The 21,695-nt window shown below is 52.9% G+C and carries 24 protein-coding genes; all 24 read right to left on the bottom strand.

All coding sequences use genetic code 11. From position 1 onward, the window contains the following. Window positions 1-79: 79 nt before the first annotated feature. The 24 genes from pckA to HZA73_10340 all read right to left on the bottom strand — a co-directional run bounded on the left by pckA (window position 80) and on the right by HZA73_10340 (window position 21,675). Window positions 80-1,660: a phosphoenolpyruvate carboxykinase (ATP) gene (gene pckA / locus HZA73_10225; protein MBI5806405.1), complete on the bottom strand. Its 1,581-nt coding sequence runs from the start codon at window positions 1,658-1,660 to the stop codon at window positions 80-82. 177 nt (window positions 1,661-1,837) lie between these two features. Further along, window positions 1,838-2,476, bottom strand: a complete 639-nt coding sequence (locus HZA73_10230; GenBank protein ID MBI5806406.1) for an HAD family phosphatase — start codon at window positions 2,474-2,476, stop codon at window positions 1,838-1,840. Window positions 2,477-2,600: 124 nt separating this feature from the next. Continuing rightward, window positions 2,601-2,876 carry a 50S ribosomal protein L27 gene (rpmA, locus tag HZA73_10235; GenBank protein ID MBI5806407.1) on the bottom strand — a complete coding sequence of 92 codons (276 nt, stop codon included), beginning with the start codon at window positions 2,874-2,876 and terminating at the stop codon, window positions 2,601-2,603. Beyond that, on the bottom strand, window positions 2,876-3,346 hold the full coding sequence (rplU, locus tag HZA73_10240) for a 50S ribosomal protein L21 (protein ID MBI5806408.1): 471 nt from the start codon (window positions 3,344-3,346) through the stop codon (window positions 2,876-2,878). The genes rpmA and rplU overlap by 1 nt, the downstream gene beginning before the upstream one ends. 48 nt (window positions 3,347-3,394) lie before the next feature. Further along, window positions 3,395-3,724: a preprotein translocase subunit SecG gene (gene secG / locus HZA73_10245; protein ID MBI5806409.1), complete on the bottom strand. Its 330-nt coding sequence runs from the start codon at window positions 3,722-3,724 to the stop codon at window positions 3,395-3,397. A 31-nt stretch (window positions 3,725-3,755) separates the two neighbouring features. Next, window positions 3,756-4,511, bottom strand: a complete 756-nt coding sequence (locus HZA73_10250) for a triose-phosphate isomerase (protein MBI5806410.1) — start codon at window positions 4,509-4,511, stop codon at window positions 3,756-3,758. Between the two features lie 39 nt (window positions 4,512-4,550). Further along, complete coding sequence (locus tag HZA73_10255; GenBank protein ID MBI5806411.1) at window positions 4,551-4,811, bottom strand: hypothetical protein; 261 nt, start codon at window positions 4,809-4,811, stop codon at window positions 4,551-4,553. A 78-nt stretch (window positions 4,812-4,889) separates the two neighbouring features. Then, window positions 4,890-6,974, bottom strand: a complete 2,085-nt coding sequence (locus tag HZA73_10260) for a sodium-translocating pyrophosphatase (protein ID MBI5806412.1) — start codon at window positions 6,972-6,974, stop codon at window positions 4,890-4,892. 211 nt (window positions 6,975-7,185) lie between these two features. Continuing rightward, on the bottom strand, window positions 7,186-7,989 hold the full coding sequence (locus HZA73_10265; GenBank protein MBI5806413.1) for a tetratricopeptide repeat protein: 804 nt from the start codon (window positions 7,987-7,989) through the stop codon (window positions 7,186-7,188). 13 nt (window positions 7,990-8,002) lie between these two features. Continuing rightward, complete coding sequence (locus HZA73_10270; GenBank protein ID MBI5806414.1) at window positions 8,003-8,842, bottom strand: tetratricopeptide repeat protein; 840 nt, start codon at window positions 8,840-8,842, stop codon at window positions 8,003-8,005. Window positions 8,843-8,868: 26 nt separating this feature from the next. After that, on the bottom strand, window positions 8,869-9,108 hold the full coding sequence (yidD, locus tag HZA73_10275; protein ID MBI5806415.1) for a membrane protein insertion efficiency factor YidD: 240 nt from the start codon (window positions 9,106-9,108) through the stop codon (window positions 8,869-8,871). A 176-nt stretch (window positions 9,109-9,284) separates the two neighbouring features. Further along, window positions 9,285-9,998 carry a hypothetical protein gene (locus HZA73_10280; protein ID MBI5806416.1) on the bottom strand — a complete coding sequence of 238 codons (714 nt, stop codon included), beginning with the start codon at window positions 9,996-9,998 and terminating at the stop codon, window positions 9,285-9,287. A 76-nt stretch (window positions 9,999-10,074) separates the two neighbouring features. Next, the gene (locus HZA73_10285; protein MBI5806417.1) at window positions 10,075-10,476 is read right to left on the bottom strand and encodes a hypothetical protein; all 402 of its coding nucleotides are present in this window, start codon (window positions 10,474-10,476) and stop codon (window positions 10,075-10,077) included. A gap of 234 nt (window positions 10,477-10,710) precedes the next feature. Continuing rightward, window positions 10,711-11,598: a prohibitin family protein gene (locus HZA73_10290; GenBank protein ID MBI5806418.1), complete on the bottom strand. Its 888-nt coding sequence runs from the start codon at window positions 11,596-11,598 to the stop codon at window positions 10,711-10,713. A 113-nt stretch (window positions 11,599-11,711) separates the two neighbouring features. Further along, on the bottom strand, window positions 11,712-13,049 hold the full coding sequence (locus tag HZA73_10295; protein MBI5806419.1) for a dihydroorotase: 1,338 nt from the start codon (window positions 13,047-13,049) through the stop codon (window positions 11,712-11,714). Window positions 13,050-13,051: 2 nt separating this feature from the next. Then, window positions 13,052-14,005, bottom strand: a complete 954-nt coding sequence (locus HZA73_10300) for an aspartate carbamoyltransferase catalytic subunit (protein ID MBI5806420.1) — start codon at window positions 14,003-14,005, stop codon at window positions 13,052-13,054. Next, window positions 13,992-14,546 (bottom strand): bifunctional pyr operon transcriptional regulator/uracil phosphoribosyltransferase PyrR, encoded by a 555-nt coding sequence (gene pyrR, locus HZA73_10305; GenBank protein ID MBI5806421.1) that lies wholly within the window; start codon window positions 14,544-14,546, stop codon window positions 13,992-13,994. The genes HZA73_10300 and pyrR overlap by 14 nt, the downstream gene beginning before the upstream one ends. A gap of 429 nt (window positions 14,547-14,975) precedes the next feature. After that, on the bottom strand, window positions 14,976-15,539 hold the full coding sequence (locus tag HZA73_10310; GenBank protein MBI5806422.1) for a peptidylprolyl isomerase: 564 nt from the start codon (window positions 15,537-15,539) through the stop codon (window positions 14,976-14,978). A gap of 183 nt (window positions 15,540-15,722) precedes the next feature. Continuing rightward, a complete protein-coding gene (locus HZA73_10315; protein ID MBI5806423.1) occupies window positions 15,723-16,541 on the bottom strand; it encodes an energy transducer TonB in 819 nt (272 codons plus the stop codon). A gap of 2 nt (window positions 16,542-16,543) precedes the next feature. Next, complete coding sequence (locus HZA73_10320) at window positions 16,544-17,242, bottom strand: biopolymer transporter ExbD (protein ID MBI5806424.1); 699 nt, start codon at window positions 17,240-17,242, stop codon at window positions 16,544-16,546. A 4-nt stretch (window positions 17,243-17,246) separates the two neighbouring features. Beyond that, entirely contained in the window at window positions 17,247-18,020 is a 774-nt protein-coding gene (locus HZA73_10325) for a biopolymer transporter ExbD (protein ID MBI5806425.1), read from the bottom strand. Between the two features lies 1 nt (window position 18,021). Next, window positions 18,022-18,843 carry a MotA/TolQ/ExbB proton channel family protein gene (locus HZA73_10330; protein MBI5806426.1) on the bottom strand — a complete coding sequence of 274 codons (822 nt, stop codon included), beginning with the start codon at window positions 18,841-18,843 and terminating at the stop codon, window positions 18,022-18,024. Window positions 18,844-19,066: 223 nt separating this feature from the next. After that, the gene (locus tag HZA73_10335; GenBank protein MBI5806427.1) at window positions 19,067-20,584 is read right to left on the bottom strand and encodes a tetratricopeptide repeat protein; all 1,518 of its coding nucleotides are present in this window, start codon (window positions 20,582-20,584) and stop codon (window positions 19,067-19,069) included. A 161-nt stretch (window positions 20,585-20,745) separates the two neighbouring features. After that, window positions 20,746-21,675, bottom strand: coding sequence for a PstS family phosphate ABC transporter substrate-binding protein (locus HZA73_10340; protein ID MBI5806428.1), 930 nt, complete (start codon window positions 21,673-21,675; stop codon window positions 20,746-20,748). Window positions 21,676-21,695: the final 20 nt, after the last annotated feature.

Genomic DNA, 21,695 nt, shown 5'->3' on the forward strand with positions numbered 1-21,695 from the left:
GTTATATGTTTTTTTGCGGGGTTACGAAAACGGGAAGACGGAAAACCGTTTTCCATCTTCCCGGCCGAATGATTTTGGATCAGGCTCTGGGGCCGGCCTCCTGAATTTCTTTGGAAGCGTAGCTTATGTACTGCTCAAAATTCTTGGCGAACATAGCGGCCAGCTCCCTGGCTTTTTTGTCGTAGGCTGCCTTATCGGCCCAGGTATTCTTTGGGGCAAGTACCTCGGATGGGACCCCGGGACAGGAGTCGGGAACCAGAATGTTGAAGATCGGATCGGCGGTGAACTTTGATTTCTCCAAATTGCCATCCAAGGCTGCGGTCAGCAAAGCCCGGGTTATGGCGATCTTCATTCTTTTTCCGGTTCCCACCGGGCCGCCGGACCAGCCGGTGTTCACCAGCCAGCAGTTAGCCTTATGCTGGGAAAGGCACTGGGCCAGCATCCCGGCATATTTTGTCGGTTGCAGGGGCATGAAGGGCGCACCAAAGCAAGTGGAGAAAGTGGGCTGGGGCTCGGTGACGCCGCTTTCGGTTCCGGCCAATTTGGCGGTAAAGCCAGAAAGGAAGTGGTAGCTGGCCATAGCCGGGGTCAGCTTGGCTATGGGAGGCAGCACTCCAAAGGCATCGCAGGTCAAAAAGAACACATTCTTGGGATGCCCGCCAACTCCCGGGATCACGCAGTTTGGTATGTGCTCCACCGGATAAGTGGCCCGGGTGTTCTCGGTGATGGCATCGGAGTTGTAATCTATCAGCCGGGTATCCGGGTCCACCACCACATTCTCCAGCAGTGATCCGAACCGGATGGCATTGAATATCTGGGGCTCGGCTTCGGCCGAGAGCTTGATGACCTTGGCGTAACAACCTCCCTCGAAGTTGAATATCCCCTGATCCGACCAGCCGTGCTCGTCATCGCCGATCAGCCGGCGATTGGGATCGGCCGAAAGGGTGGTCTTGCCGGTGCCGGAGAGGCCGAAGAACAATGCGGTTTCCCCGTCTTTGCCCACATTGGCCGAGCAGTGCATGGGGAATACGTTGTGCTGGGGCATCAAATAGTTCATGATGGTGAAGATGCTTTTCTTGATCTCGCCACCGTACATCGAGCCGATCACCAGGTTGACCTTCTTTTCGAAACTGACCCCCACGAAAACATTTGATTTTGTGCCGTCTGCCTTGGGGTCGGCCTTAAGGCTGCCGCAGCCCATCACGGTAAAACCGGGCACAAAGTTTTCCAGTTCCTGGGCGGTGGGACGGATGAACAGTGTGTTGGCGAACAGGGCGTGCCAGATGGTGTCGGTAATCACCCGCACCGCCAGCCGGTACTTGGGATCGCCGCCGGCAAAGCCGTCAAAAACATATATATCCCTGTCCTTCAGGTGGTCGTGGGATTTTTTCAAAAGCCTGTCAAACTGCTCCGGCGGACATTTGACGTTGACCTTGCCCCAGGCAATCTGGTCCTTGATGGACGGTTCCTCGGCTATGAACTTGTCGTTGGGCGAGCGCCCGGTCCGTTCCCCGGTCTTGACCACCAGGGTTCCGTTGGAGGCCAGCATGCCGTCTCCGGCAGCCAGCGATCTCTCTATCAAAACCGAAGCCGGCAGGTTGCGGTAGATGTTTTGGGTGGTCTTGATGCCCGCCACCTCCAGCTCTTTTCTGATGTCCATAGTGCCTGAAACTCCTTTTAATTTATTGGATATTGATTTTACTGCTCAATATGGCTCCGCCTCTGTTCCCCAGAATTTTTCTGAAGCGATAAATATCCATCTGGCTTGAGACCAGGATTTTTCATTATAAATCTTTTGTCCTGTTTTTGCAAGAGGGAAACCGGCCCCGGCCGTTTATTAGTACTGGTTCTTTATCTGATCGAACCTCTGGACCACAACGTCCGCCTGGGAAAGCATCTCTTGCCCGTAGGTGGTGGCCAGGCCGATGCACCGCATCCCGGCCCGTTTGGCCGCGGTGATGCCGTAGGGCGAATCCTCTATCACCAGGCACTGCTCCGGCCGGGAGCCCAATTGTTGAGAGGCATATAGAAAAATGGCCGGATCGGGTTTTCCCTTGTGCCCCACCTGGGCGATGGTATAGATATTGGGGCCGAACAGCCCGGCCAGGCCAAGCCGGCGGTCGGCAATGGTCAAAAGTTCGTTGTCTAAAGAAGTGGCGATGCAGGTCTTGTGGGTGTTTTTTATGGAATTGAAATATTCCAGAAAACCGGCCATCAGGGTCAGTTCATCCTGGAACAGATTTCTCACTATCTCTATCCTCTCCAGGGCCAGGAGGCCGGGATCCCCGGTAAAACCATAGTGTTTCTGCATCACCAGCACGCCCTCGACCGGCGAGGTGGAGGTCATCAGGTGCTTCAACTTGTCCCGTTCGTATTTGAATCCCCGACGTTTCAGGAACTCCTCCTGCCCCCTGTCCCACAGCTTTTCGCTGTCCAGGATCACGCCGTCGGCGTCAAAGATGATGGTATCTATCATAAATCCAATAATTGTCAGGATCGTTTGATTAACATCCGCCTTTAAGGCCGGAACCGCTGGCGAAGGAAAAGCCTGACCATGGCGGAAAAGTACGGACTTTTCCCCGGAGTAAAAAAAAGGCGAGCTATTTGCTCGCCGGAAGTTTTAGTTCGGGATGGACGCTTATTTGTTTATGCTGTCTTCCTTTGGGCTCAAAATGGACATATCCTTCGGCCACTGCGAACAGTGTGTCATCTGTACCCCGCATCACGTTGGTGCCGGGATAGAACTTGGTGCCCCGCTGCCGGACCAGCACCGCACCGGACAGGACCTTCTGGTTGCCGAAGACCTTTATTCCCAATCGCTGGGAATTACTGTCACGGCCGTTCTTGGAAGAGCCTAAACCTTTTTTATGTGCCATTATTTCTTTCCTCCCTTAACCGCGGCCGGCTTGGCCGGTTCGGTCTTGGCTGATTTGGTTTCTATTTTTTCGGCCGCCGCCTTTTTAGGCAGGGCTTTTTTTACGGCCTTCTTTTTAGCGGATCCGGGCCGGGCCAGTTTCTCCAGCGGTTTGACCGTAGGATGGCTTACCTTTTCGATGAACAGTTCGGTAAAATGGGTCCGGGCGCCCCAGTGGCGCCGGTAGTCCTTTTTGGGTTTGTAAATCATGCCCACTATCTTGGCTGAACGGGGGTGTCCGACCACGGTGGCTTCCACCACGGCGTCCTTGACGGTGGGAGAACCCACCACGATATCCTGGCCGTTGGAGACCAGCAGTATCTTTTCTATCTTATATTTTTCGCCTTCCTTGGCGTCGATCCGGGGGATCCTGACCTTGGCGTTCTGGAAGACCCGGACCTGGGTCCCGCCGCATTCTATTACTGCATACATGGTGTTTTAATTTCTCCTAATGCTTCTTTATGATGGCCTGAATTGTTTTTACTTGGTGCCGCCCGGCAGCGGCTGGGCGGGCTGTTCCTGCGGCTGGGCCGGGGCCGTTTGGCCCTGTTGCAGGGATTTTTCGATGGCGGAGCGGGCCTTGGCCTGGCGCCCGGACATGAAGGACAGGGAAAGCGAGGTCAGCATGAACATCACAGCCAGCACGGTGGTGGCCCTGGTCAGGAACGGGGCGGCGCCCCGGCCTCCGAACATTTGCTCGGTGTCTCCACCCATGGCCGAACCCAGTCCGCCCTTGCCGGTCTGCATCAATACTATTCCGATCAAAAGCAGGCAGCCTATCACGTGAATGATGAGTAGCAGATTGTACACTTTTGTCTTGCCTTTCAAAATGGAGGATGCTTTATCGCTTGAACTTTATTATCCTGGAAAACGATTCCGGATCAAGGCTGGCCCCGCCCACCAGCGCTCCGTCGATATCGGGCTGGTCCATCAGCTCGGCAATGTTCTCCGGCTTGACGCTGCCGCCGTACTGGATCCTGACGCCGTCCGCGGTCTCTCTCCCCCATATTTCTGAGAGAAGCTTCCGCAGGTACTGGTGGACCTCCTGGGCCTGTTCCTTGGTGGCGGTGACCCCGGTACCGATGGCCCAAACCGGTTCGTAGGCCAGCACCATTTTAAGCGGGTCGGACAGGCTAATGCCTTCCAGACCCTTTAACACCTGGCCCTTTAAGACATCGAAGGTCTGTTTCTGATTGCGCTGATCCAGGGTTTCGCCAATGCAGAAAATCGGACACAACCCAAAGCCCATGACGGCTTTGAGCTTCCTATTGATTAGAGCGTCGTCTTCACCGAAATATTGACGGCGCTCAGAATGGCCAATTATAACATATTTGCATCCAAAGTCAAGCAAAAACTTGGGAGAAACCTCGCCTGTAAAGGCCCCCTTTTCCTGATAATGGCAGTTCTGGGCACCCAGTTCTATTCTTGTATTTTTGACGATCTCCGATACCTCCGGCAGGGCGGTAAAAGGCGGACATAAAACCATTTGAACATCTTGAGAGCCTTTAACTTTTTCAACGATGCCCGCTGCCAATAACCTGGCTTCGTCCAAAGTTTTATACATTTTCCAATTTCCGGCGATAATGGGCGTACGCATTTGACACTCCTTGTGCTGAGTTGAGACACTGCTTGCTGTTTACCGTTCATTGTTAATTGTTTCTTCATCCTCCAAATCATCAAACAAATGCCTCTTGCGCCACAGGTGAAACCCCAGCCGAATGACCCCATAACCAAGGACCAAGCCTACCAAAGGCCAAAACTGCTCCCCCGCTGGGTTTTTGTGGAGCAGGTAGCGCAGGACCAGCAGGGAAAGTCCAAACAGAATCACCACCACGCTGGAGGTCACGTTGAACCACCAGCGGATCATCCGCCTTTTTATCTCAACTTCGTTTATCAAAATTTACCTTGATCTCTTCAACAAAAATTAAATCCGTTAATCATGTTTATCCTGTCTGGGCCCGTGAAAAGTCGTGATTCACTTCCCCAGGGATCTCAGGAACGGGGCTATCACCAGCGCCACCACGCTCATCAGCTTGATCAGGATGTTCAGCGACGGGCCGGCCGTGTCCTTGAAGGGGTCTCCCACCGTGTCGCCCACCACCGCGGCCATGTGGGCGTTGGACCCCTTGCCGCCGTGGGCCCCGCCTTCAATGTGCTTCTTGGCGTTGTCCCAGGCTCCGCCGGAGTTGGACATAAAGATGGCCAGCAGCACCCCGCTGACCGTGACCCCTGCCAGCAGCCCGCCCAGGGCTTCTATATTCCACAGGCCGAAGACCACCGGCGAAACCACGGCCAGCAGGCCGGGCAGGATCATTTTTTTGATGGCCGCCGCTGTTGAAATATCCACGCACTTGGCGTAATCGGCCTCCACTCCTTCTTTCCCTTCCAGCAATCCGGGGATCTCCTTGAACTGGCGGCGCACCTCGGCCACCATGTCAAAGGCGGCAGCCCCCACTGCTTTTAGGGCCATGGAGCTGAAAAGGAATGGCAGCATGGCCCCCATGAAAAGCCCGGCGATGACCTCGGGCCGGGAGATGTCAATGGTTTTGATGCCGGCCTCGGCCTGAAAGGCCGAGAACAGCGCCAGGGCCGTCAGGGCGGCCGAACCGATGGCAAAACCCTTTCCGATGGCGGCGGTGGTGTTGCCCACCGCGTCCAGCCTGTCGGTACGCTCCCGGACCTCTGGCCCCTGGCGGCTCATCTGGGCTATGCCCCCGGCGTTGTCGGCGATGGGGCCGTAGGCGTCCACCGCCAGCTGGATCCCGGTGGTGGAAAGCATCCCCAGTGCGGCAATGGCGATGCCGTATAACCCGGCGAACTTGTAGGCCGCCACTATGGCCACAGCCAGGCAGGTCACCGGCAGGGCGGTGGACATCATTCCCAGGGATAGCCCGCCGATGATGGCAGTGGCCGGCCCGGTCAGGGCATGCTTGGCTATGCTGCGGGCCGGATGTTTTGATTCAGAAGTGTAGTGTTCGGTCAGCAGGCCGATGGCGATCCCGGCCAGCAAGCCCACCACCACTGCGCCGAAGATCCCCCCAGCAGTAAGTGCCTTCAGGGTGCCGGTGGGGTTGCTGCTGAAATTGACGGCCTGGGGCACCAGCCATTTGGTCACTGGGTACATCAGAACTATAGCCAGGCCTCCGGCTCCGAAGGTTCCAAGATTCAGAGCCTGCTGTGGGTCGCCGTTGCCCTTCATCCGGACCGCAAAGGTTCCCAGGATGGAAACGATGATCCCCAGGGCGGCCAGCACCAAAGGCAGCATCACCAGGTTGATGCCGTAGAAAACCCCCAACACCATGGCCCCAACTATCGCCCCCACGTATGACTCGAAGAGGTCGGCCCCCATCCCGGCCACGTCCCCCACGTTGTCGCCCACGTTGTCGGCGATCACCGCCGGGTTGCGAGGGTCATCCTCGGGGATCCCGGCCTCGACCTTGCCCACCAGATCGGCCCCCACGTCGGCGGCCTTGGTGTAGATGCCGCCGCCCACCCGGGCAAACAGGGCTATGGAGGAGGCGCCCAGAGAGAAGCCGGAGATCACCGACAGCAGGCGGGACATCTGGAACTCATCCCCTGTGCCGAAGCCCAGGACCTTGGTATACAGCAGGAACAACAGTGCCAGACCGGCCAGCCCCAGTCCCACCACCGACATTCCCATCACCGTGCCGCCGGAAAAGGCCACCATCAGGGCCTTGGGCAATCCGGTCTTGGCGGCCTGGGTGGTCCGGACATTGGCCTTGGTGGCCACCTTCATCCCGAAATAGCCGGACAGTCCGCTGCAGAAGGCTCCGAAGGCGAAGGACAACGCCACCAGAGGGCTTGAGCCTGTCTGGCTGAAGTTCATCCATCCCAGCAAGGCCGCCACTACAACCACGAAAAGGACCAGCACCCGGTACTCCCGCTTCAGGAAGGCCATGGCCCCGTCCCGGATGTGCCCGGCGATGACGTTCATCTTGGCGTCGCCCGGGTCCTGCCGGTTCACCCAGGAGGCCTTGAAATAAGCAAATACCAGAGCGGCTGCCCCGCCAGCCAATGCAATGATCAGATAATTGTTCATAATCTGGTTGAGTTCATCTTTTATACGGTCTTATAATAAGACCGTGGTTTATTATCTAACTTGGATTTTACCAGAGATGAACACATATTTCAATGCTTTTTCGTTTATTAACACTTATTTGACAAAAGATCCCTTAATGAAAAAAGCGGCCTGGTTAAAGCCGTTCATAAGACGCAATACCATGTTACGACAGCAACGCCCTTCTTTTCTTTTAGTATAAAGGCATGGTCGCTATTATATTCAGTATTTCACTTTGATATTTTTCCATTGTTCTAATGTTGTTGTCATCGAATATCTTGCCAGCCTGATAAATATTCCCACTGTAATACCTATAGGCCCAAGGCAATGTTGTTAATACTAACTCCCAATAGTCTTTGTGATATAATGAATGATATACAGTGCCCATGAAAAATGCGTTTAACGCAAACGCATTCACTCCTTTTCCGTAACTTCCGCCGAGGATTTGCCCAAATCCAGGGATCAATGCGGATAGATATTTATTTTTAGCACTGTTCCCCAGTTGGGGAGGCGTTATCGAATCGATCATCATTGAAAGGCTGTCATTACCCAATGATTTCAATATACCCATAGCCTTGTCAAATTTATTTTGCTTTAACAAGCAAATGCTCTGGAATACTTTTGCTTTAAATGCTAAGGAGTCATTGTCTGTAAAATTGGCCAAATTAATAAATTCAAACTCAGCATTTACAGGTTTGTCGGATTTTAAATATATTAAACCCATCGTAAAATATATTGCATCTTTCAAACTGTCTTTATTACAAATGCTCAAAGCGTTATTCATATGACTCATTGCCTCATCATATTTACCCAAGTAGGAGTAACATATCGCAATTTTATAATGGATATAATCTGAACCTTTTGTCGTATCGCCTAAATATATCATTCGTTTATATTCAGTGATAGCTTCCCTGTATATTTCGCAAGAAATAAGCTTATCTGCATCATGTTCATTTGATAGACATATGCCTTGCAATAGAGACAATAGGAGTGACATTATCAATACTCTTCTAGTTGTCATCATAAACACCGTTGTAATCATCAATTGCTTGATTATATTTCAATCTTTGTCGGTTATTATATTCATCTGCTGCTTTTATGGAACCATAAATATTGCCAAGATAAAATACACCCCCTATCAATCCCATAACCCACCCCTTTGCTGAATTTGAACCTTCTTCCTCAAAGTAGCGGTAGGCCTGAAACCCAAGAGTTCCGCACATTATCATAGAGGATACGCCGTCGTAAAGCCTTCCGGAATAGATACGCCCAGTCCCAGGGATAATTGCAGACATTATGCCAGATACTGCTCTGTTTCGCGCAGGCAACTCATCACCCAGTTTAATAAGAGTATCTATCTTCAGATTGTAATCGATATTGTATCTGCTTGCCATAAATATTTGATTTTCCTTCAAATACATTTTAGCGTCAAGTAAAGCACTTTGTTGCTTTATATTATGATTGCCTTTGTCAATTTTTCCCATAAACGCTTTTGCGCTGTCGTAATTGCATGTTTTGTAATAGATAAATCCGATCTTATATATAACTGAATCTGAGTTACTGTCTTTTGATGAATACCCGATGCTCCTTTTATACCAATCAATCGCCTTCTGTCCATTACCCATTTCATCATAACAACGACCTATTTTATAATGAATCAATGCAGAATTACTATCCAAGGTGAATAGTATTGCTTTTTGATATTCAATAATAGCGGCTTCCCAGTCTTTCTCATTGCACAGAAAGTCCCCAAACTGCACATAATCATATGGTCGATTTTCAAACGCCAACGATATGCCGGTATACGATAATAAAAACAGGATCGATAAATAGAATTTTACCTGGTTCATTAGAATAATTCTCCCGAAAAATACAGTTATTTACGAAGGGGGTCACTTGCTCTGCCCAATGAATCTATATCGTAATATTTAATACCCAAACTATGGCAACGCTGCAGCCTGTCAGAAATAATTATTGACCCTTTGATCAAGCCGAATCGCTCTATGCATTCCATGCCATAGGATGAACAGGATGGAAAGAACACGCAACTGGGCCTATCCTGGCTAGAGATGAATGACTTATAGTACTTTATTAATCCTATGCTAATTATTTTCATTTCCGAATATTCGAAGGGTTTTTGTTTTCTCACAATGATAGAATCATTTGTCCCTTTGTTATTTACTGGGCTTATAAAATTAATGTCATCGATAAATGATCCCCCTCCGTGCATCCCAGCACAAGTAATAATCGGACAGCAAACAATGAGGATCGTTAAAGCAAGTACGACATTTTTCATTTAACAACCTCTATCTTAATGTTACCTTCAGGATATACATTCAAGACACTTTCCGGAATAGGTATGTTTATACTTACGTTTTCGATCATAATATGCTCATAATAGATGGCTCCGCTCTTTTTCGTTTCAGTATTTACAGATAATGGAAAATCAACTCCGTTTATCTTTCTATATTCGTCAAAATGGAATTGTGAATAATTCTTAAAATTGATTTCCCGCAATTCCACTTTACTTAACAGCCTATCCACATGTATTGTTTGAGCCGGCCCCAATATACCCTTCAGTTTGCCTCCCGGCTCCCAAGTTATATAAAGTGAATCATGACTTTTATATGTTTTCTTTATTGTATATCCTATTTCTGATAAGCCAATTCTATTATTGACAGTATGTAAGATTATATCTAGAAATGGCAATGATTTAAAATTCTTATATATGTATTTATATCCAGTTTTAACACCCGGGTAAAAAATCAACATGGAAGTACTATCAAATATCATATATTGGATTGTAGGTGATTTAGTTTTTACCACGACATTATACGGCTTGTGATACCAAACAGTGCCAGAGATTATTTCCTCGGTGCCATTATGCACCTTCTCGAGGTTGAAATCAAAATTCAGCCACTCAATTTTCTGACCGATGCAATCACTTCCCATAAAAAGGCTAACGAATAGCGCTACCAGCAGCAATAAAACTGTTTTAATGCTCATTATACTTATTATTTTTATGAATAAAATGGGTAGGGTACTTTAATACCCTACCCATTTTATTGCTTGTTGGATGCCGTTAATTTGTTGTAGAACTTTCAGAATAGGTTAAAGCATAAAATAAAACAGATGCAACTGTACCAACCAAACAACCAGTCATTGCTGAAGAAGTGTTTCTGCTCTTTAACTTCTCTTTGTAACCGGCGGTATAACCGGCAACAAATTCTGGAGTTTTACCCAATAAATTTATACTATTGGGACTTGGCTCAACTACATAGGCAATCAACCAACCCACAACACCCAGAAGACAACCAAGAAGAAACCAGGTGGCTGTGCTTTGACTCAAAGCATCCGCTTCACCCGCCGATCTTCCCAGTTCAACATCATTGTTTTGTTGAGCAAAACTCAATGTTGGTAGAATCAATAACCACGCCACCAAAAATAACGAAATGCTTTTAAATAACGGTGATTTTTGAAACATTTTTTCCTCAAATAAAGTTATAAAGTTATATGGTTGCCTTTACAATACCTCTTTCCTTCATCAAGTTTGCTCATATGATGCAATTATTATAAAGTCTTATAATTACTATTTTCTTTATTATAATAAAATAACACGGTTTTGTCAATAAATTATTGCCCTCACTCCTCTAAATTGTCTTTGTGGAAATTTCACATAAATAGAAGTATTAATCTGCTTAAGCTGGATTCCAATTCCCTACTTTGTGTCCAGTATCACCGGCAGTCCGTCCTTGCCCGAGCCGATGATCACCACCTTTGCGTTGGGCGAAGAGGCCAGTTTCTCGGTGGCCTCGATCCCCTTCCAGCGGAGCAGCGGCTCGGAAATGCCCTGGGCTACTATGTTCTGGAAGTCGGAGATGCCCTTGGCCTCGATCCTTTTGCGCTCGGCCTCCTGCTTCTCTTTGGTAAGGATGAACTCCATCCGCTGGCTCTCCTGCTCGGCCTTGAGCTTGTCCTCTATGGCGTCGGTCACCTTGCGGGGCAGGTCGATGTTGCGCAGCGGAGTGCTTTCCACTATAACCCCCCTGGCCGCCACCAGCTTCACCAGGTCCTCGTAGATGGTCTTAGCCAGCACCTCGCGCTGCGAGGTATAGAGGGCCTTGGCCTCGTAGCCGGCGGTCACCCCCCGGCAGACCGAGCGGAACTGGGGTCTGAGGATCACTTCCTCGTAACTGGGCCCCACCGTCTTGTAGACCTCGGCTGCCTTTTCGGGATCCAGGTGGTACAGACAGCTGATGGAGATTTTGATGGTCAGGCCCTCCTTGGACGGCACCTCCATGTCCTCATAGGCCTGCTGGGTCTTGATGGACATCTTGGTTATCCGGGCGAAGGGGTTGCGGAAGTTGATCCCGGCTCTCAGGGTCTTTTCCGAGACGCTGCCGAAGAAGTCCACCACGCCTACATTTCCGGCCGGGATCACGGTCAGGAACCTAGTGAAGGCGATCAGCCCGAAGACCACCGCCAGCAACAGGGAAATGGTGCGGCCCTGCCGGAAGGTCTCGTTGTATTGCTTTAGCTTGCTGTTGGCCGAGACCAGGGAATACAGGGCTAGCCCGAACACCACCAGCGAAAAGATGAACAACATGGTTTTTCCTCCTTTTTTATTTACCACAAAGGCACAAAGACACAAAGGTGATGGAATTTACTAACTGTATCGGTTAAAACCTCTGTGCCTCTGTGTCTCCGTGGCGATTATTTCTATGTCCTTATGATGCTGCCGTCCAACACCGTCATCACTGTCTTTCCGGTCAGGTTGAATCCCTTGAAAGGGGTATTGCGGCTCTTGGAGAAGAACTCCTCCGGGTCTACCGTCCACTTGGCTTTGGGATCGAAGACCGTCAGATCTGCCATTTTCCCGATTTCCAATTTACCACTTGTGGTGAGACCGGCCCCATGTCCGGCTGCCGAACCATTTCCAATTTTGAGGATGTTCCGGGGATTGAGCGACATCTTTTCCACCAGCTGCGACGGGGTCAGGACGCCGGTCTCCACCAGGTTGGTCCAGCACAGGCCCAGCGAGGTCTCCAGCCCGATCATCCCGGTGGGGGCCTGGTCAAACTCCACCTCCTTTTCCTCGTGGGAGTGGGGGGCGTGGTCGGTAACGATGCAGTCGATGGTGCCGTCCTTCAGGCCCTCCAGGATGGCCTGGACATCGGCCTTTCCCCGCAGCGGCGGGTTGACCCTGGTCATCTCGCTGTAGCCCTTCACCGCCTCCTCGGTCAGGGTGAAATAGTGGGGGCAGGTCTCGGCCGTGATCTTAATGCCCCGGCGCTTGGCCTGGCGCACCACGTCCACCGTCTCGGCGCAGGAGACATGGGCTATGTGCAGCCGGCCCCCGGTCAGGGCCGCCAGCTGGGCGTCGCGATAGGCCATGGAGCTTTCGGCGGCGTTGGGTATCCCCCGCAGGCCCAGCCGGGTGGCCAAAGCCCCTTCGTTCATGGCCCCGTCGGCCGAGAGGAAAACGTCCTCGCAGTGGGAGATCACCGGGATGTCGAACATCCGGCAGTAATCCAGGGCCCGGCGCATCAGGTTGGAGTTGGTGACCGGCTTGCCGTCGTCCGAGACCGCCACCGCCCCGGCATGGAACATGTCGCCCATCTCGGCCAGCTCCTGGCACTCCAGCCCCTTGGTGACGGCCCCGACGGGGTAGATCCCGCAGTAGGCAGTCTGCCTTGACTTAACCAGCTGGACTATCCCCTGATTCTCCACCACCGGCGTGGTGTTGGGCATGCAGGCCACCCCGGTAAAACCTCCGGCGGCAGCGGCCCGGGACCCGGTCTCGATGGTCTCCTCATCCTCCCGGCCCGGTTCCCGGAAATGAACGTGCATGTCGAACAATCCCGGGGTGATGACCAACCCCGTTGCGTCTATCACCTGGGCCTTGGGGTCAATTTCCCCGGCTTTGCCGATGCTCTCTATCTTTCCGTCTATGATCACGAGATTGGTGACCTCGTCCCGCTTGTTGGCCGGATCTATCACCCGTCCATTCTTAAGGATGACTGTGCCTTCCAGTTTCTGTATCTTTAATTCTTTCATCTTTATGCCTCCTTCTTAATGGCTTCCGAAAGCGAGCCCTCGCCTCCGCTCAGTAAATAAAGCACGGCCATCCGCACCGCCACTCCGTTGGTCACCTGATCCAGGATCACAGAGCTTGCTCCGTCGGCCACCGCCGGTTCGATCTCCACCCCCCGGTTCATGGGACCGGGATGCATCACAGTGATGCCGGGCTTAGCCTTTTTCAGGCGTTCACCAGTGACGCAGAACAGCTGGGAGTATTCGCGCAAGGAGGGCAGCAGCCCTTTCTTCTGACGTTCCAGCTGCAGCCGCAGGACATTGACCACGTCGGCCTCGGCCAAAGCCTTGTCCAGGTCGTAGCAGACCTTGACGCCCAGTTCCTGGATGCCCATCGGGATCAGGGTGGACGGCCCGCAGACCGAGACCCTGGCCCCCATCTTGATCAGCCCGTGGATGTTGGAGCGGGCCACCCGGGAATGAGTGACGTCGCCCACGATCAGGACGTTCAGGCCTTCCAGCTGGCCCCGCTTCTCCCGGATGGTGAACATGTCCAGCAGCCCCTGGGTGGGATGGGCGTGCTGGCCGTCCCCGGCGTTGATCACCCCGGACTTGATCCGGCTGGCCAAAAAGTGCGGCGCGCCGGACGACATGTGGCGGATGACCACCAGGTCTATCTTCATGGCTTCCAAATTGCGGGCGGTGTCCAAAAGGGTCTCGCCCTTCTGGACGGCCGAGGTCTTGGGCGAGATGTTGACGGTGTCGGCCATCAGCCGCTTGGCCGCCATGTCGAAGCTGGCCGAGGTCCGGGTGGAGGGCTCGAAGAACATGTTGACCACGGTCTTGCCCCTTAAGATCGGAACTTTTTTCACCGGCCGGTCCAGGATCTCCCTGAAACTTCGGGCGGTGTCCAGGACCATGGAGATCTCTTCCCGGTTCAATGACTCCAGGTCCAAAAGGTCTTTCTTAGTCCACTTCATTGTCCATCTCCTTTATTATCACCTGCTGCTGTCCGTCCTCTTCCACGGTCCTGACCCCGATGATCTCGGTGTGCGAGGTGGGCACGTTCTTGCCTACGTAATCGGCCTTGATCGGCAGTTCCCGGTGACCCCGGTCTATCAGCACCGCCAGCTCTATCCGCTTGGGCCGCCCGAAATCCAGCAGTTCGTCGATGGCCGCCCGCACCGTGCGTCCGGTGTACAGCACATCGTCCACCAGCACCACCACTTTGTTGGTCAGGTCAAAGCTGATCTCGGTCGGATTGACCACCGGCTGGTGAGCTATGGTCTGCAGGTCGTCCCGGTAAAAAGTGATGTCCAGCGCCCCGAACGGCACTGTGGTCTTCTCGATCTCGCTCAACGTCTTGGCGATGAATTTCCCCAAAGTGGCCCCCCGCCGCTTGATCCCCACGATCACCAGCTCGGACACCCCCTTGTTGCGCTCCAGGATCTCGTGGGATATCCGCACCAGGGCCCGCTCCATCTGCTGGTCGTCCATGATGACGGCTTTTTGCTTGGTCATCTTTCCTCCCGGTATTTATTATAAAAAATAGTGTTGGTCCGATTATTTTGCCACAGAGCGATGCACTGAGTTTGCCGAAGTGGCTCAGAGACACAGAGTTTCCTTTTACTTAATACCAGAATATTTAATCAGTAAGTTTTATGACCCCCACTGTGCCTAGGTGTCTCTGTGGCCGGCTAAGCCCCGGAGGCAATAAAAAACCTCCCGTCTCGCGCTTTGCAGCGTGGGTCCGAGAGGTCGATGTATTACGGTTTTCATGAATAAAGCCTTCCTGGCCTCACAGGACCAGATTAAAGGGTTAAAATATTTACCTGACTAATACAACCATATAATACACTATTTTTTGCCGTTTGTCAAGAGGTAAAGTGGAATAATCGTAATATAAAAGACCGAAGCTTATGCTTCGGCCTTTTACCGGAAACCTGCGGACTATTGTTTCCCCTCGCTGATGACCACCTTCTTGATCACCACATTCTTCAGCGGCCGGTCATTCTCGTCCCGGGGCTGCTTGGCAATGGTATCCACCACTTCCATCCCCTTCACCACCCGGGCGAACGGAATGAATCCCATGCCGTCCAGCCGGGCGCATCCGTCGTCCAGGTTGATGAAGAACTGGGCATCGGACTGGTCGGCTATCGGCTGCTTGCGCGATGACGAGGCCATGGACACCGTGCCCCGCTTGTTGGAAAGTTTTCTGGGCTCCACCCCCATCTTGTCGCCGCCGAAACCGTCGTTGGTCTGGTCGGCGTCCTTGGACAGCGGGTCCCCGCCCTGGATCACGAAACCCGGCACCAGCCGGTGGAAGGTGGTCCCGTCAAAGGCCCCGGCCTTGGCCTTGGCGATGAAGTTGGCCACGGTCTTGGGCGAGCTCTTGGTGGCCAGCTCCAGTTTGATGTCTCCGAACTCGGTGACCAGAGTGGCAAATTTCTTGGCCTGGGCCCGGCCGCTAAATATCGTTAAAACCAAAGCCAGCAGCAGGATCGTTCTTTTCATTTGTTCTCCTGGGTTAAAGGTTGAATGAACATTATGTTTTAGTTATTTTTAACCTCTCCCTTATCCCTCCCCTCGAGGGGAGGGATGCCACAAGGCAGGGTGATGTTAAAAAGCCCGCAAGCTTATGCAACATGCCCCGAACAAAACAACGTTCTGTCCGGGGCAAAAAAACCATGAACTCAATTAATCATTCAGGGAAAAAGTAACTGGATACATCACCCAAACTGGGACCGTCTTGCCGCCCGGAGCAACGGCCGGGGTGAAAATGAATTGTTTGGCCGCTGCTACTGCCGCCTCGTCCAGATCGTCAAATCCAGAGGATTTTGCAATGTCAGCCTGCCGGACATGGCCGTCGGTACCAATCAGAAGGTATAATATCACCTTGCCCGACGAACCTCTCTGCTTGGCCATGGAGGGATAGACCGGAGCTACTTTTTTAACTATCTCCGGGGTCTTCTCCATTGCCTTGAACTCACCCTTGCCGGCGTAAGCTTCCTCCTCGCCGACCGTAGCCCCGGTGGCCGTGGCCTCGCCGGTGGTGGCCAGACCGGCCGACATGGCGCCCATCTGAGACTGGGTGGCGGCGTCCTCGTCGCCAGCCTGTTCATCCGGCACCGGCTTGGGAACGCCCTGGGTGGGAGCCGCTCCCGGAGCGGTCGCAGATATCTTCTCCTGGGCCACGTCGGACCCGGTCAGGGAAGGCGGCGCTCCCAGCTGGCTGTAGGTGATCTTGACCATCGGGGCTTCCACTACCGGTTTGTGGGCTTCAATGTAAGCGTTAACAGCAAAGTAGGAAAGCCCGGCCAGTATCAGGATCAGCGACGATGACAAGGTCAGCAGCATGGATTTCTTGAGGTTCAGCGGCATCAGGATCTTGGACTGCTTCACCCCGAATCCTATGGCCGCCGTTTGCCTGGATTGAATCATTACCACGAAGGTGGCTATCAATGTGCCCACCAGCGCCCCGATCACAGGCAAAAGTATTTCAGCTGTTACTTGCATGATTACTTGCCTCCTTTCTTGACTTGGCCGGCCTTCTTTTTAGCGTCCTCGATGGCTTTGAGGTCCTCCGGGGTCTGCTCGGTGATGGAGAACCGGGCCACCTGGTTCTGCTGGACCGCATCCATTACAGCCACCACATTGTTGTAGCTGCTTTCGCGGCTGACCTTGATCAGCACAGTCAGGCGGCAGATCTTCTCGTCCCGTACCTTGTTCAGGCTGTCCAGTACCGTACGGGGAATGTCCTTGTCCTTATTCTTGTCCATGAAGGTCTTATAGCGCTGGAGAAACTCGGAACCGCTTTCATACTGTATTCCGGTGCGGCCATCTATGTGGGCCGGCTGTTTATTGAGATTATCCAGCTTGACCTTTGAGACCAGGTAATCCAGAGAATCGAAAGCTACCGGGGCTGGCACATCGTTGGCTATGTTCTGCAGAATGGTGCCATCGCCCATTATATTGATGGTCATTACGTTGGATTCCTTGACCGGCTTTGCGGTTTCGGTGGCAATCTCCGGCGGCAGGTTGATCTCGATGGCCTGGGGTTCCCGGAACCTGGTGGTGGTCATGAAGAAGATCACCAGCAAAAAGCCTATGTCCACCATCGGCGTCATATCCATGACTATGCCCGGCCGGCCTTTGCGTTTTCGAAGTCCGGGGCCCTTTTTACCGCTTTCTTGTGGCCCCATGTCTACTGCGCCCATGCCATCACCTCCCTTCCTCGCCAAAGGTATCTTTGGCGTCAGTTTTAAGGTTAGTAACTAAGCTGAATCTCAGCATGTTGACGTCCTCTTTCTGCAATATCTTGGTCAGGTCCAGCATTTTGCCGGAGAGACAGTTCTTGTCCACCATCATCACCATCATCAGCTTAGGATTCCGGATGCGCTCCTCCACCACCGTCCCGCCCACCTGGTCCAGAGGCAGGGGTTGTGAGGCGTCGCGCCCGGTGGCATACCAGATCATCATGCTGTCGATCCTAGCATTCATCTGCTCCGGCTTTAAGGAGGCTATCTCCTGCTTGGCCAGTTTGGTAATGAAGCTTCCGTGACGCCGCACCTCGGTGATGGCCAGTTCGGCCGCCCGGCCCCGGCTTAACGGTTTGCCCGGCGACTTTACGATATCCATCAGCAATTCCGGGGAGGCCAGCGGCATCAGGGTTCCGCTCATGCCCTTAAGCATCTCCACCGTAGCCCCAGGCTGCAATGAGGCTTCCCGGATGTTGTTGATCAAAGTGACCAGGGTGGTGGGCCCGATGCTTTCGGCTAAAGCCTTGGCTTCTTCCGGGGCCAGCACATTCACCATCATCACGTTAGCTTCCGGCACCTTGAAGGGCGACCGCGACTCCGGCAGCACCACATCCACGGTGACCGGGGGCCTGGCGTTGTAAGTGGACATGAAGAAGATTACCAGCAGAAAGGCGATGTCAACCATCGGGGTCATATCCATGACGATTCTGGCCCGACGTTTCATCTTTACCGACATCTTATTTTTCTCCTATGGTCAGAAGCTGCTGCATCTCGTAGATCGCCTCATCGGTGGCGAACTGGAACTGGGACACTTTGTTCATGAAGAAGTTGTTGGCCACGATGCCGCCGATACCGTTGAGAAGGCCGCCGGCGGTGTTGATCAGGGCCTCGGAGATGCCCAGGGCCAGCTGTGAGGCGTCAGGGGCGCCGGCGTTGGACATGGCTTGGAAGGACCGGATCATGCCGACGGTGGTTCCCAGCAGACCGACCATGGTGCCGATGGAGGCGATGGTGGTCAGCATTATCAGGTTGCGCTCCAGCAGCGGGGTCTCCAGCATGTTGGCTTCCTCTATGGACCGCTGGACCTCGGCGTGTTTCTTATCCGGGGTCAGGTCGCTGTTCTGCACGGCCATGTGCTTTTCCAGGCCGGCCCGCAACACGTTGGCGGTGGATCCCTTTTGGGATTCGCAGGCGGCGATGGCCAGGGAAAGGTTGCCCGAACGGAGGTGCTCCCTAAATTCCTGCATGAACACCGGAATGGGCTTGGCGCCCCGGGCCCGGGCCAGAGTAAAAGATCTCTCGATTACGTAGGTGATCAACAGCACCAGCAGCAGGATCAGCACCATCACTATCGGTCCGCCGTCCCGGACGTATTTGGGCAGGGTGTTGAATATCACGTAAGCCACGGCCCCGCCGATCAGATAGAGGAACAATGTGACCAGACCCATCTTCTTGGAAAAGGCCAGGGCCAGACCCAGGCCCAGGGCCACCACGGCTGGAAGCACTCCCATTACAAGTATTTTGACTATGAAAGGAGCTTCGGCAAGTCCTTTTAACATTTAAAAATTTCCTCCCTAAAAAATTGTATTTGTTTTTTTGACTCTATGATTCAAAGAGCCGTTATTTTGGGGCAACCAAACTTGCCCCCGGTGTCTTTACTTGTGGTGAGAATTGCCAAGCCTGCCTGGCTACCGAACCAATTAGGATGACTGTTTTAAAATGATCCTCCTTATGTTCTGGTCCTCCTTAAAATTATTTTTTTATTCAGTTTGTAAATATGCTTTAATCCCAGACCTCGATCTTGGGCGCCATGTCGGCCAGAATGGCCTTGGCGGTCTGATTGCCCGGATCGATCTTCAAAATGGCATTGCATTCCGTCTTGGTCAGCACCTTGTACTTGGATTCCTTGAAATTCTTGTAAATGAAGTAGTAGTGTTGGGCCACCGATTCCATCACCGGCACCACTTCACGGTCGGGCTTGGTCTTCTTTTCCATCTTCAGCTTGCGGGCCTCGGCAAAGCAGTTCAGGGCCTCCAGGTAGAGAGCCTTGGCTTCGGGACTTTTGGAGTTCTTAAGGGACTGGGCCTTGACCGAGTAAGTGTTGCCCATGTTGAACCATGCGCCGTAAGCGGTCTTGGGGTTCTGCTTGATCCTCCGCTTGAACCACTCTATTGCCAGATCGTATTTCCCTCCCTGGTAATAGGAGGTAGCCTTGTCGTAATAGCTGCTTTCCACCTTGGAGGGATCGAGTTCGCAGGCCTTGTCGTAGGACTCTATGGCCGAATTGAAGGCCGCCTGGGCGGAAACAGTGTCCTTGGCGTCCCAGTAGGTGTTCCCCAGCTTCTGGTAGACCTTGCCGGCTTCGTACCAGCGGTCGGCATCCACCGGGGAGAGCTCCAGTGCCTTGCGGAAGGCCTGGGCGGATTGGTCGTAGTTCTTCAGGTCGCGGTTCAGGCTGGCCAGCAGGTACCAGGCCCCGTCGTTATTGGGATCCAGCTTTACCGCCTTCTCGCTCATGGCGATGGCTTGGGGGAACAGAGATGAATCCTTCTGCACCTGATATGCCTTGGCCAGCATAAAATATCCCACCGCATCCTTGGGCGCCAGTTCGGTGTATCTTTTGAAATAATTTGCCGCCTGGACATACTGCTTCTTTTCGTAATAGGCGTTCCCCAGGTCCAGGTTAACCTCGGCCAGGTTGGGGTTCATCTGAATGGCCTGGAGGTATTCGGACATGGCGTCCTCGAACTTCCGCTGCCGGTAATACAAATTGGCCAGACCGTTGTGGGCCCCGCCATTATTGGGGTCCATCTGCAACACCTGGCGGTATTCGGCCCCGGCCTCGTTGAGCATGCCCTTGGCCAGGTAGATGTTTCCCAGCCGGTAACGCAGGTCCATGTCGTTGGTGTTTTTGACCAGCATTTCCTTGTACAGTGCTTCGGCCTCGTCCAGCTTGCCGGCCTTGAAATAGGCGATGGCCAGAGCTTTTTGGGCGCCGTCATGTTTCAGCACCAGGGCCACCTTAAGACTGCCGATGGCCTCGTCGTACATGCTGCGGTCCAGATACAGAGCGCCCAGCCGGTAGTGAGCCTCGGCCATCTTGGGCTTGACGGTGATGGCCTGCCTTAGCAGGGCCATTTCCTGGTCGTATTCCCCGGCTTGGTCGGCGGCCTGGGCCTGGATCAACAGGTCTTCAGCCTTTACTTTTGCAGCCTGGCCGGTAGTGGCACATCCGCACAGGAGCACCAAGGCCATTGAGATGGAAAACAGCACCCGCCAAAGATGTTGCTGGCTTTTCATTTTATCTCTCCGTTATAAATTGAAAAAGATTGATTATCTATGAATCCCTGAGACAGGCCAACCCTTAAAACGGGGGACTTTGACAGGATTTACAGGATTTTTTAGAATTAGTCCGGTGAATCATGTTAATCCTGTCTTAAAAAAAAATAGTTCAAAATATATTACTGCTTGATCAGCACCGGGACCGTGGACGGGACCAGGCCCTGTTTGGCCAGTATCTGCTGTCCGTCGTTGGAAGAGACAAAAGTGATGAAACCGTGGGCCAGGCTGTATCTGCCGTCCGCGTATGTCCGCTCCAGAGTTTCGTTGACATAGAGATACAGGGGATGGGTCAAAGGATAATTGCCTTCGTTGACCGTTTTCTGGTTGGGTAGAAAGAATCCGCTTTCCCCGACCAGCCCCACTGCCACCGCCTTGATCCCCATCTCCTTGACCGGCGGCCAGACATCCCAATTGCCGTATAAATATGACATTGGAACCAGCCCGACCGCTCCGGGATATTTCTTTACCATTTCCACGATCTGAGAGTTGGTGCTGCAGGGATAAGCCTTCTGGGAATATGGGGATCCCTTCAGCACAAGGTTCTGGAAATATTCGCAGGACCCCAGGTTGGGTCCGGGAATAACGGCCAGCATTCCCAGACTGCCTCCGGCAAACGACCAGCCCGAAACCTTTCCGGTGAATATCTTTTCCAGCTGCTCAAAGGTCAGCTGACGGACCGGGTTCTGCGAATGGACTATCACCGCCAGGCCGTCGTGGGCGATCTTGTAGCCTTTGGCTTTTCCCCCGTTCAGCCGGATGATGGAATCTTCCTCGACAGTCAGGTCGCGGGATACAACCGCGATCCGGGCCCGTCCCTCGTTCAGGGCCACTATTCCGGTCTTGGAGCCACCGCCCACAACCACTATCTCGGACTTCGGGTAAAGGGCCATGAAGCGCTGGGACTGACGGCGCATCATCTTTACCGCCCCGTCCGAGCCGGCCACCACTATCCGCCCCTCGGTCTGGGTTTCGGTGGATTCCTGCTTTTGGTCGCAGCCAAAAATCACCGCTGCAGACAAGAGGGCTGTTATAAATAATCGAAATTTCATTTTTAACCTTAATCTTGCAA

Source organism: candidate division TA06 bacterium, from assembly GCA_016235665.1.
Taxonomy (GTDB): Bacteria; Edwardsbacteria; AC1; order AC1; family EtOH8; genus UBA5202.

What these genes read in the sequence shown, in the direction of transcription:
- pckA (MBI5806405.1), bottom strand. Translation starts at nt 1,660, where the DNA reads ATGGACATCAGAAAAGAGCTGGAGGTGGCGGGCATCAAGACCACCCAA.
- HZA73_10230 (MBI5806406.1), bottom strand. Translation starts at nt 2,476, where the DNA reads ATGATAGATACCATCATCTTTGACGCCGACGGCGTGATCCTGGACAGC.
- rpmA (MBI5806407.1), bottom strand. Translation starts at nt 2,876, where the DNA reads ATGGCACATAAAAAAGGTTTAGGCTCTTCCAAGAACGGCCGTGACAGT.
- rplU (MBI5806408.1), bottom strand. Translation starts at nt 3,346, where the DNA reads ATGTATGCAGTAATAGAATGCGGCGGGACCCAGGTCCGGGTCTTCCAG.
- HZA73_10250 (MBI5806410.1), bottom strand. Translation starts at nt 4,511, where the DNA reads ATGCGTACGCCCATTATCGCCGGAAATTGGAAAATGTATAAAACTTTG.
- HZA73_10260 (MBI5806412.1), bottom strand. Translation starts at nt 6,974, where the DNA reads ATGAACAATTATCTGATCATTGCATTGGCTGGCGGGGCAGCCGCTCTG.
- HZA73_10265 (MBI5806413.1), bottom strand. Translation starts at nt 7,989, where the DNA reads ATGTCACTCCTATTGTCTCTATTGCAAGGCATATGTCTATCAAATGAA.
- HZA73_10270 (MBI5806414.1), bottom strand. Translation starts at nt 8,842, where the DNA reads ATGAACCAGGTAAAATTCTATTTATCGATCCTGTTTTTATTATCGTAT.
- yidD (MBI5806415.1), bottom strand. Translation starts at nt 9,108, where the DNA reads ATGAAAATAATTAGCATAGGATTAATAAAGTACTATAAGTCATTCATC.
- HZA73_10280 (MBI5806416.1), bottom strand. Translation starts at nt 9,998, where the DNA reads ATGAGCATTAAAACAGTTTTATTGCTGCTGGTAGCGCTATTCGTTAGC.
- HZA73_10285 (MBI5806417.1), bottom strand. Translation starts at nt 10,476, where the DNA reads ATGTTTCAAAAATCACCGTTATTTAAAAGCATTTCGTTATTTTTGGTG.
- HZA73_10290 (MBI5806418.1), bottom strand. Translation starts at nt 11,598, where the DNA reads ATGTTGTTCATCTTTTCGCTGGTGGTGTTCGGGCTAGCCCTGTATTCC.
- HZA73_10295 (MBI5806419.1), bottom strand. Translation starts at nt 13,049, where the DNA reads ATGAAAGAATTAAAGATACAGAAACTGGAAGGCACAGTCATCCTTAAG.
- HZA73_10300 (MBI5806420.1), bottom strand. Translation starts at nt 14,005, where the DNA reads ATGAAGTGGACTAAGAAAGACCTTTTGGACCTGGAGTCATTGAACCGG.
- pyrR (MBI5806421.1), bottom strand. Translation starts at nt 14,546, where the DNA reads ATGACCAAGCAAAAAGCCGTCATCATGGACGACCAGCAGATGGAGCGG.
- HZA73_10310 (MBI5806422.1), bottom strand. Translation starts at nt 15,539, where the DNA reads ATGAAAAGAACGATCCTGCTGCTGGCTTTGGTTTTAACGATATTTAGC.
- HZA73_10315 (MBI5806423.1), bottom strand. Translation starts at nt 16,541, where the DNA reads ATGCAAGTAACAGCTGAAATACTTTTGCCTGTGATCGGGGCGCTGGTG.
- HZA73_10320 (MBI5806424.1), bottom strand. Translation starts at nt 17,242, where the DNA reads ATGGGCGCAGTAGACATGGGGCCACAAGAAAGCGGTAAAAAGGGCCCC.
- HZA73_10325 (MBI5806425.1), bottom strand. Translation starts at nt 18,020, where the DNA reads ATGTCGGTAAAGATGAAACGTCGGGCCAGAATCGTCATGGATATGACC.
- HZA73_10330 (MBI5806426.1), bottom strand. Translation starts at nt 18,843, where the DNA reads ATGTTAAAAGGACTTGCCGAAGCTCCTTTCATAGTCAAAATACTTGTA.
- HZA73_10335 (MBI5806427.1), bottom strand. Translation starts at nt 20,584, where the DNA reads ATGAAAAGCCAGCAACATCTTTGGCGGGTGCTGTTTTCCATCTCAATG.
- HZA73_10340 (MBI5806428.1), bottom strand. Translation starts at nt 21,675, where the DNA reads ATGAAATTTCGATTATTTATAACAGCCCTCTTGTCTGCAGCGGTGATT.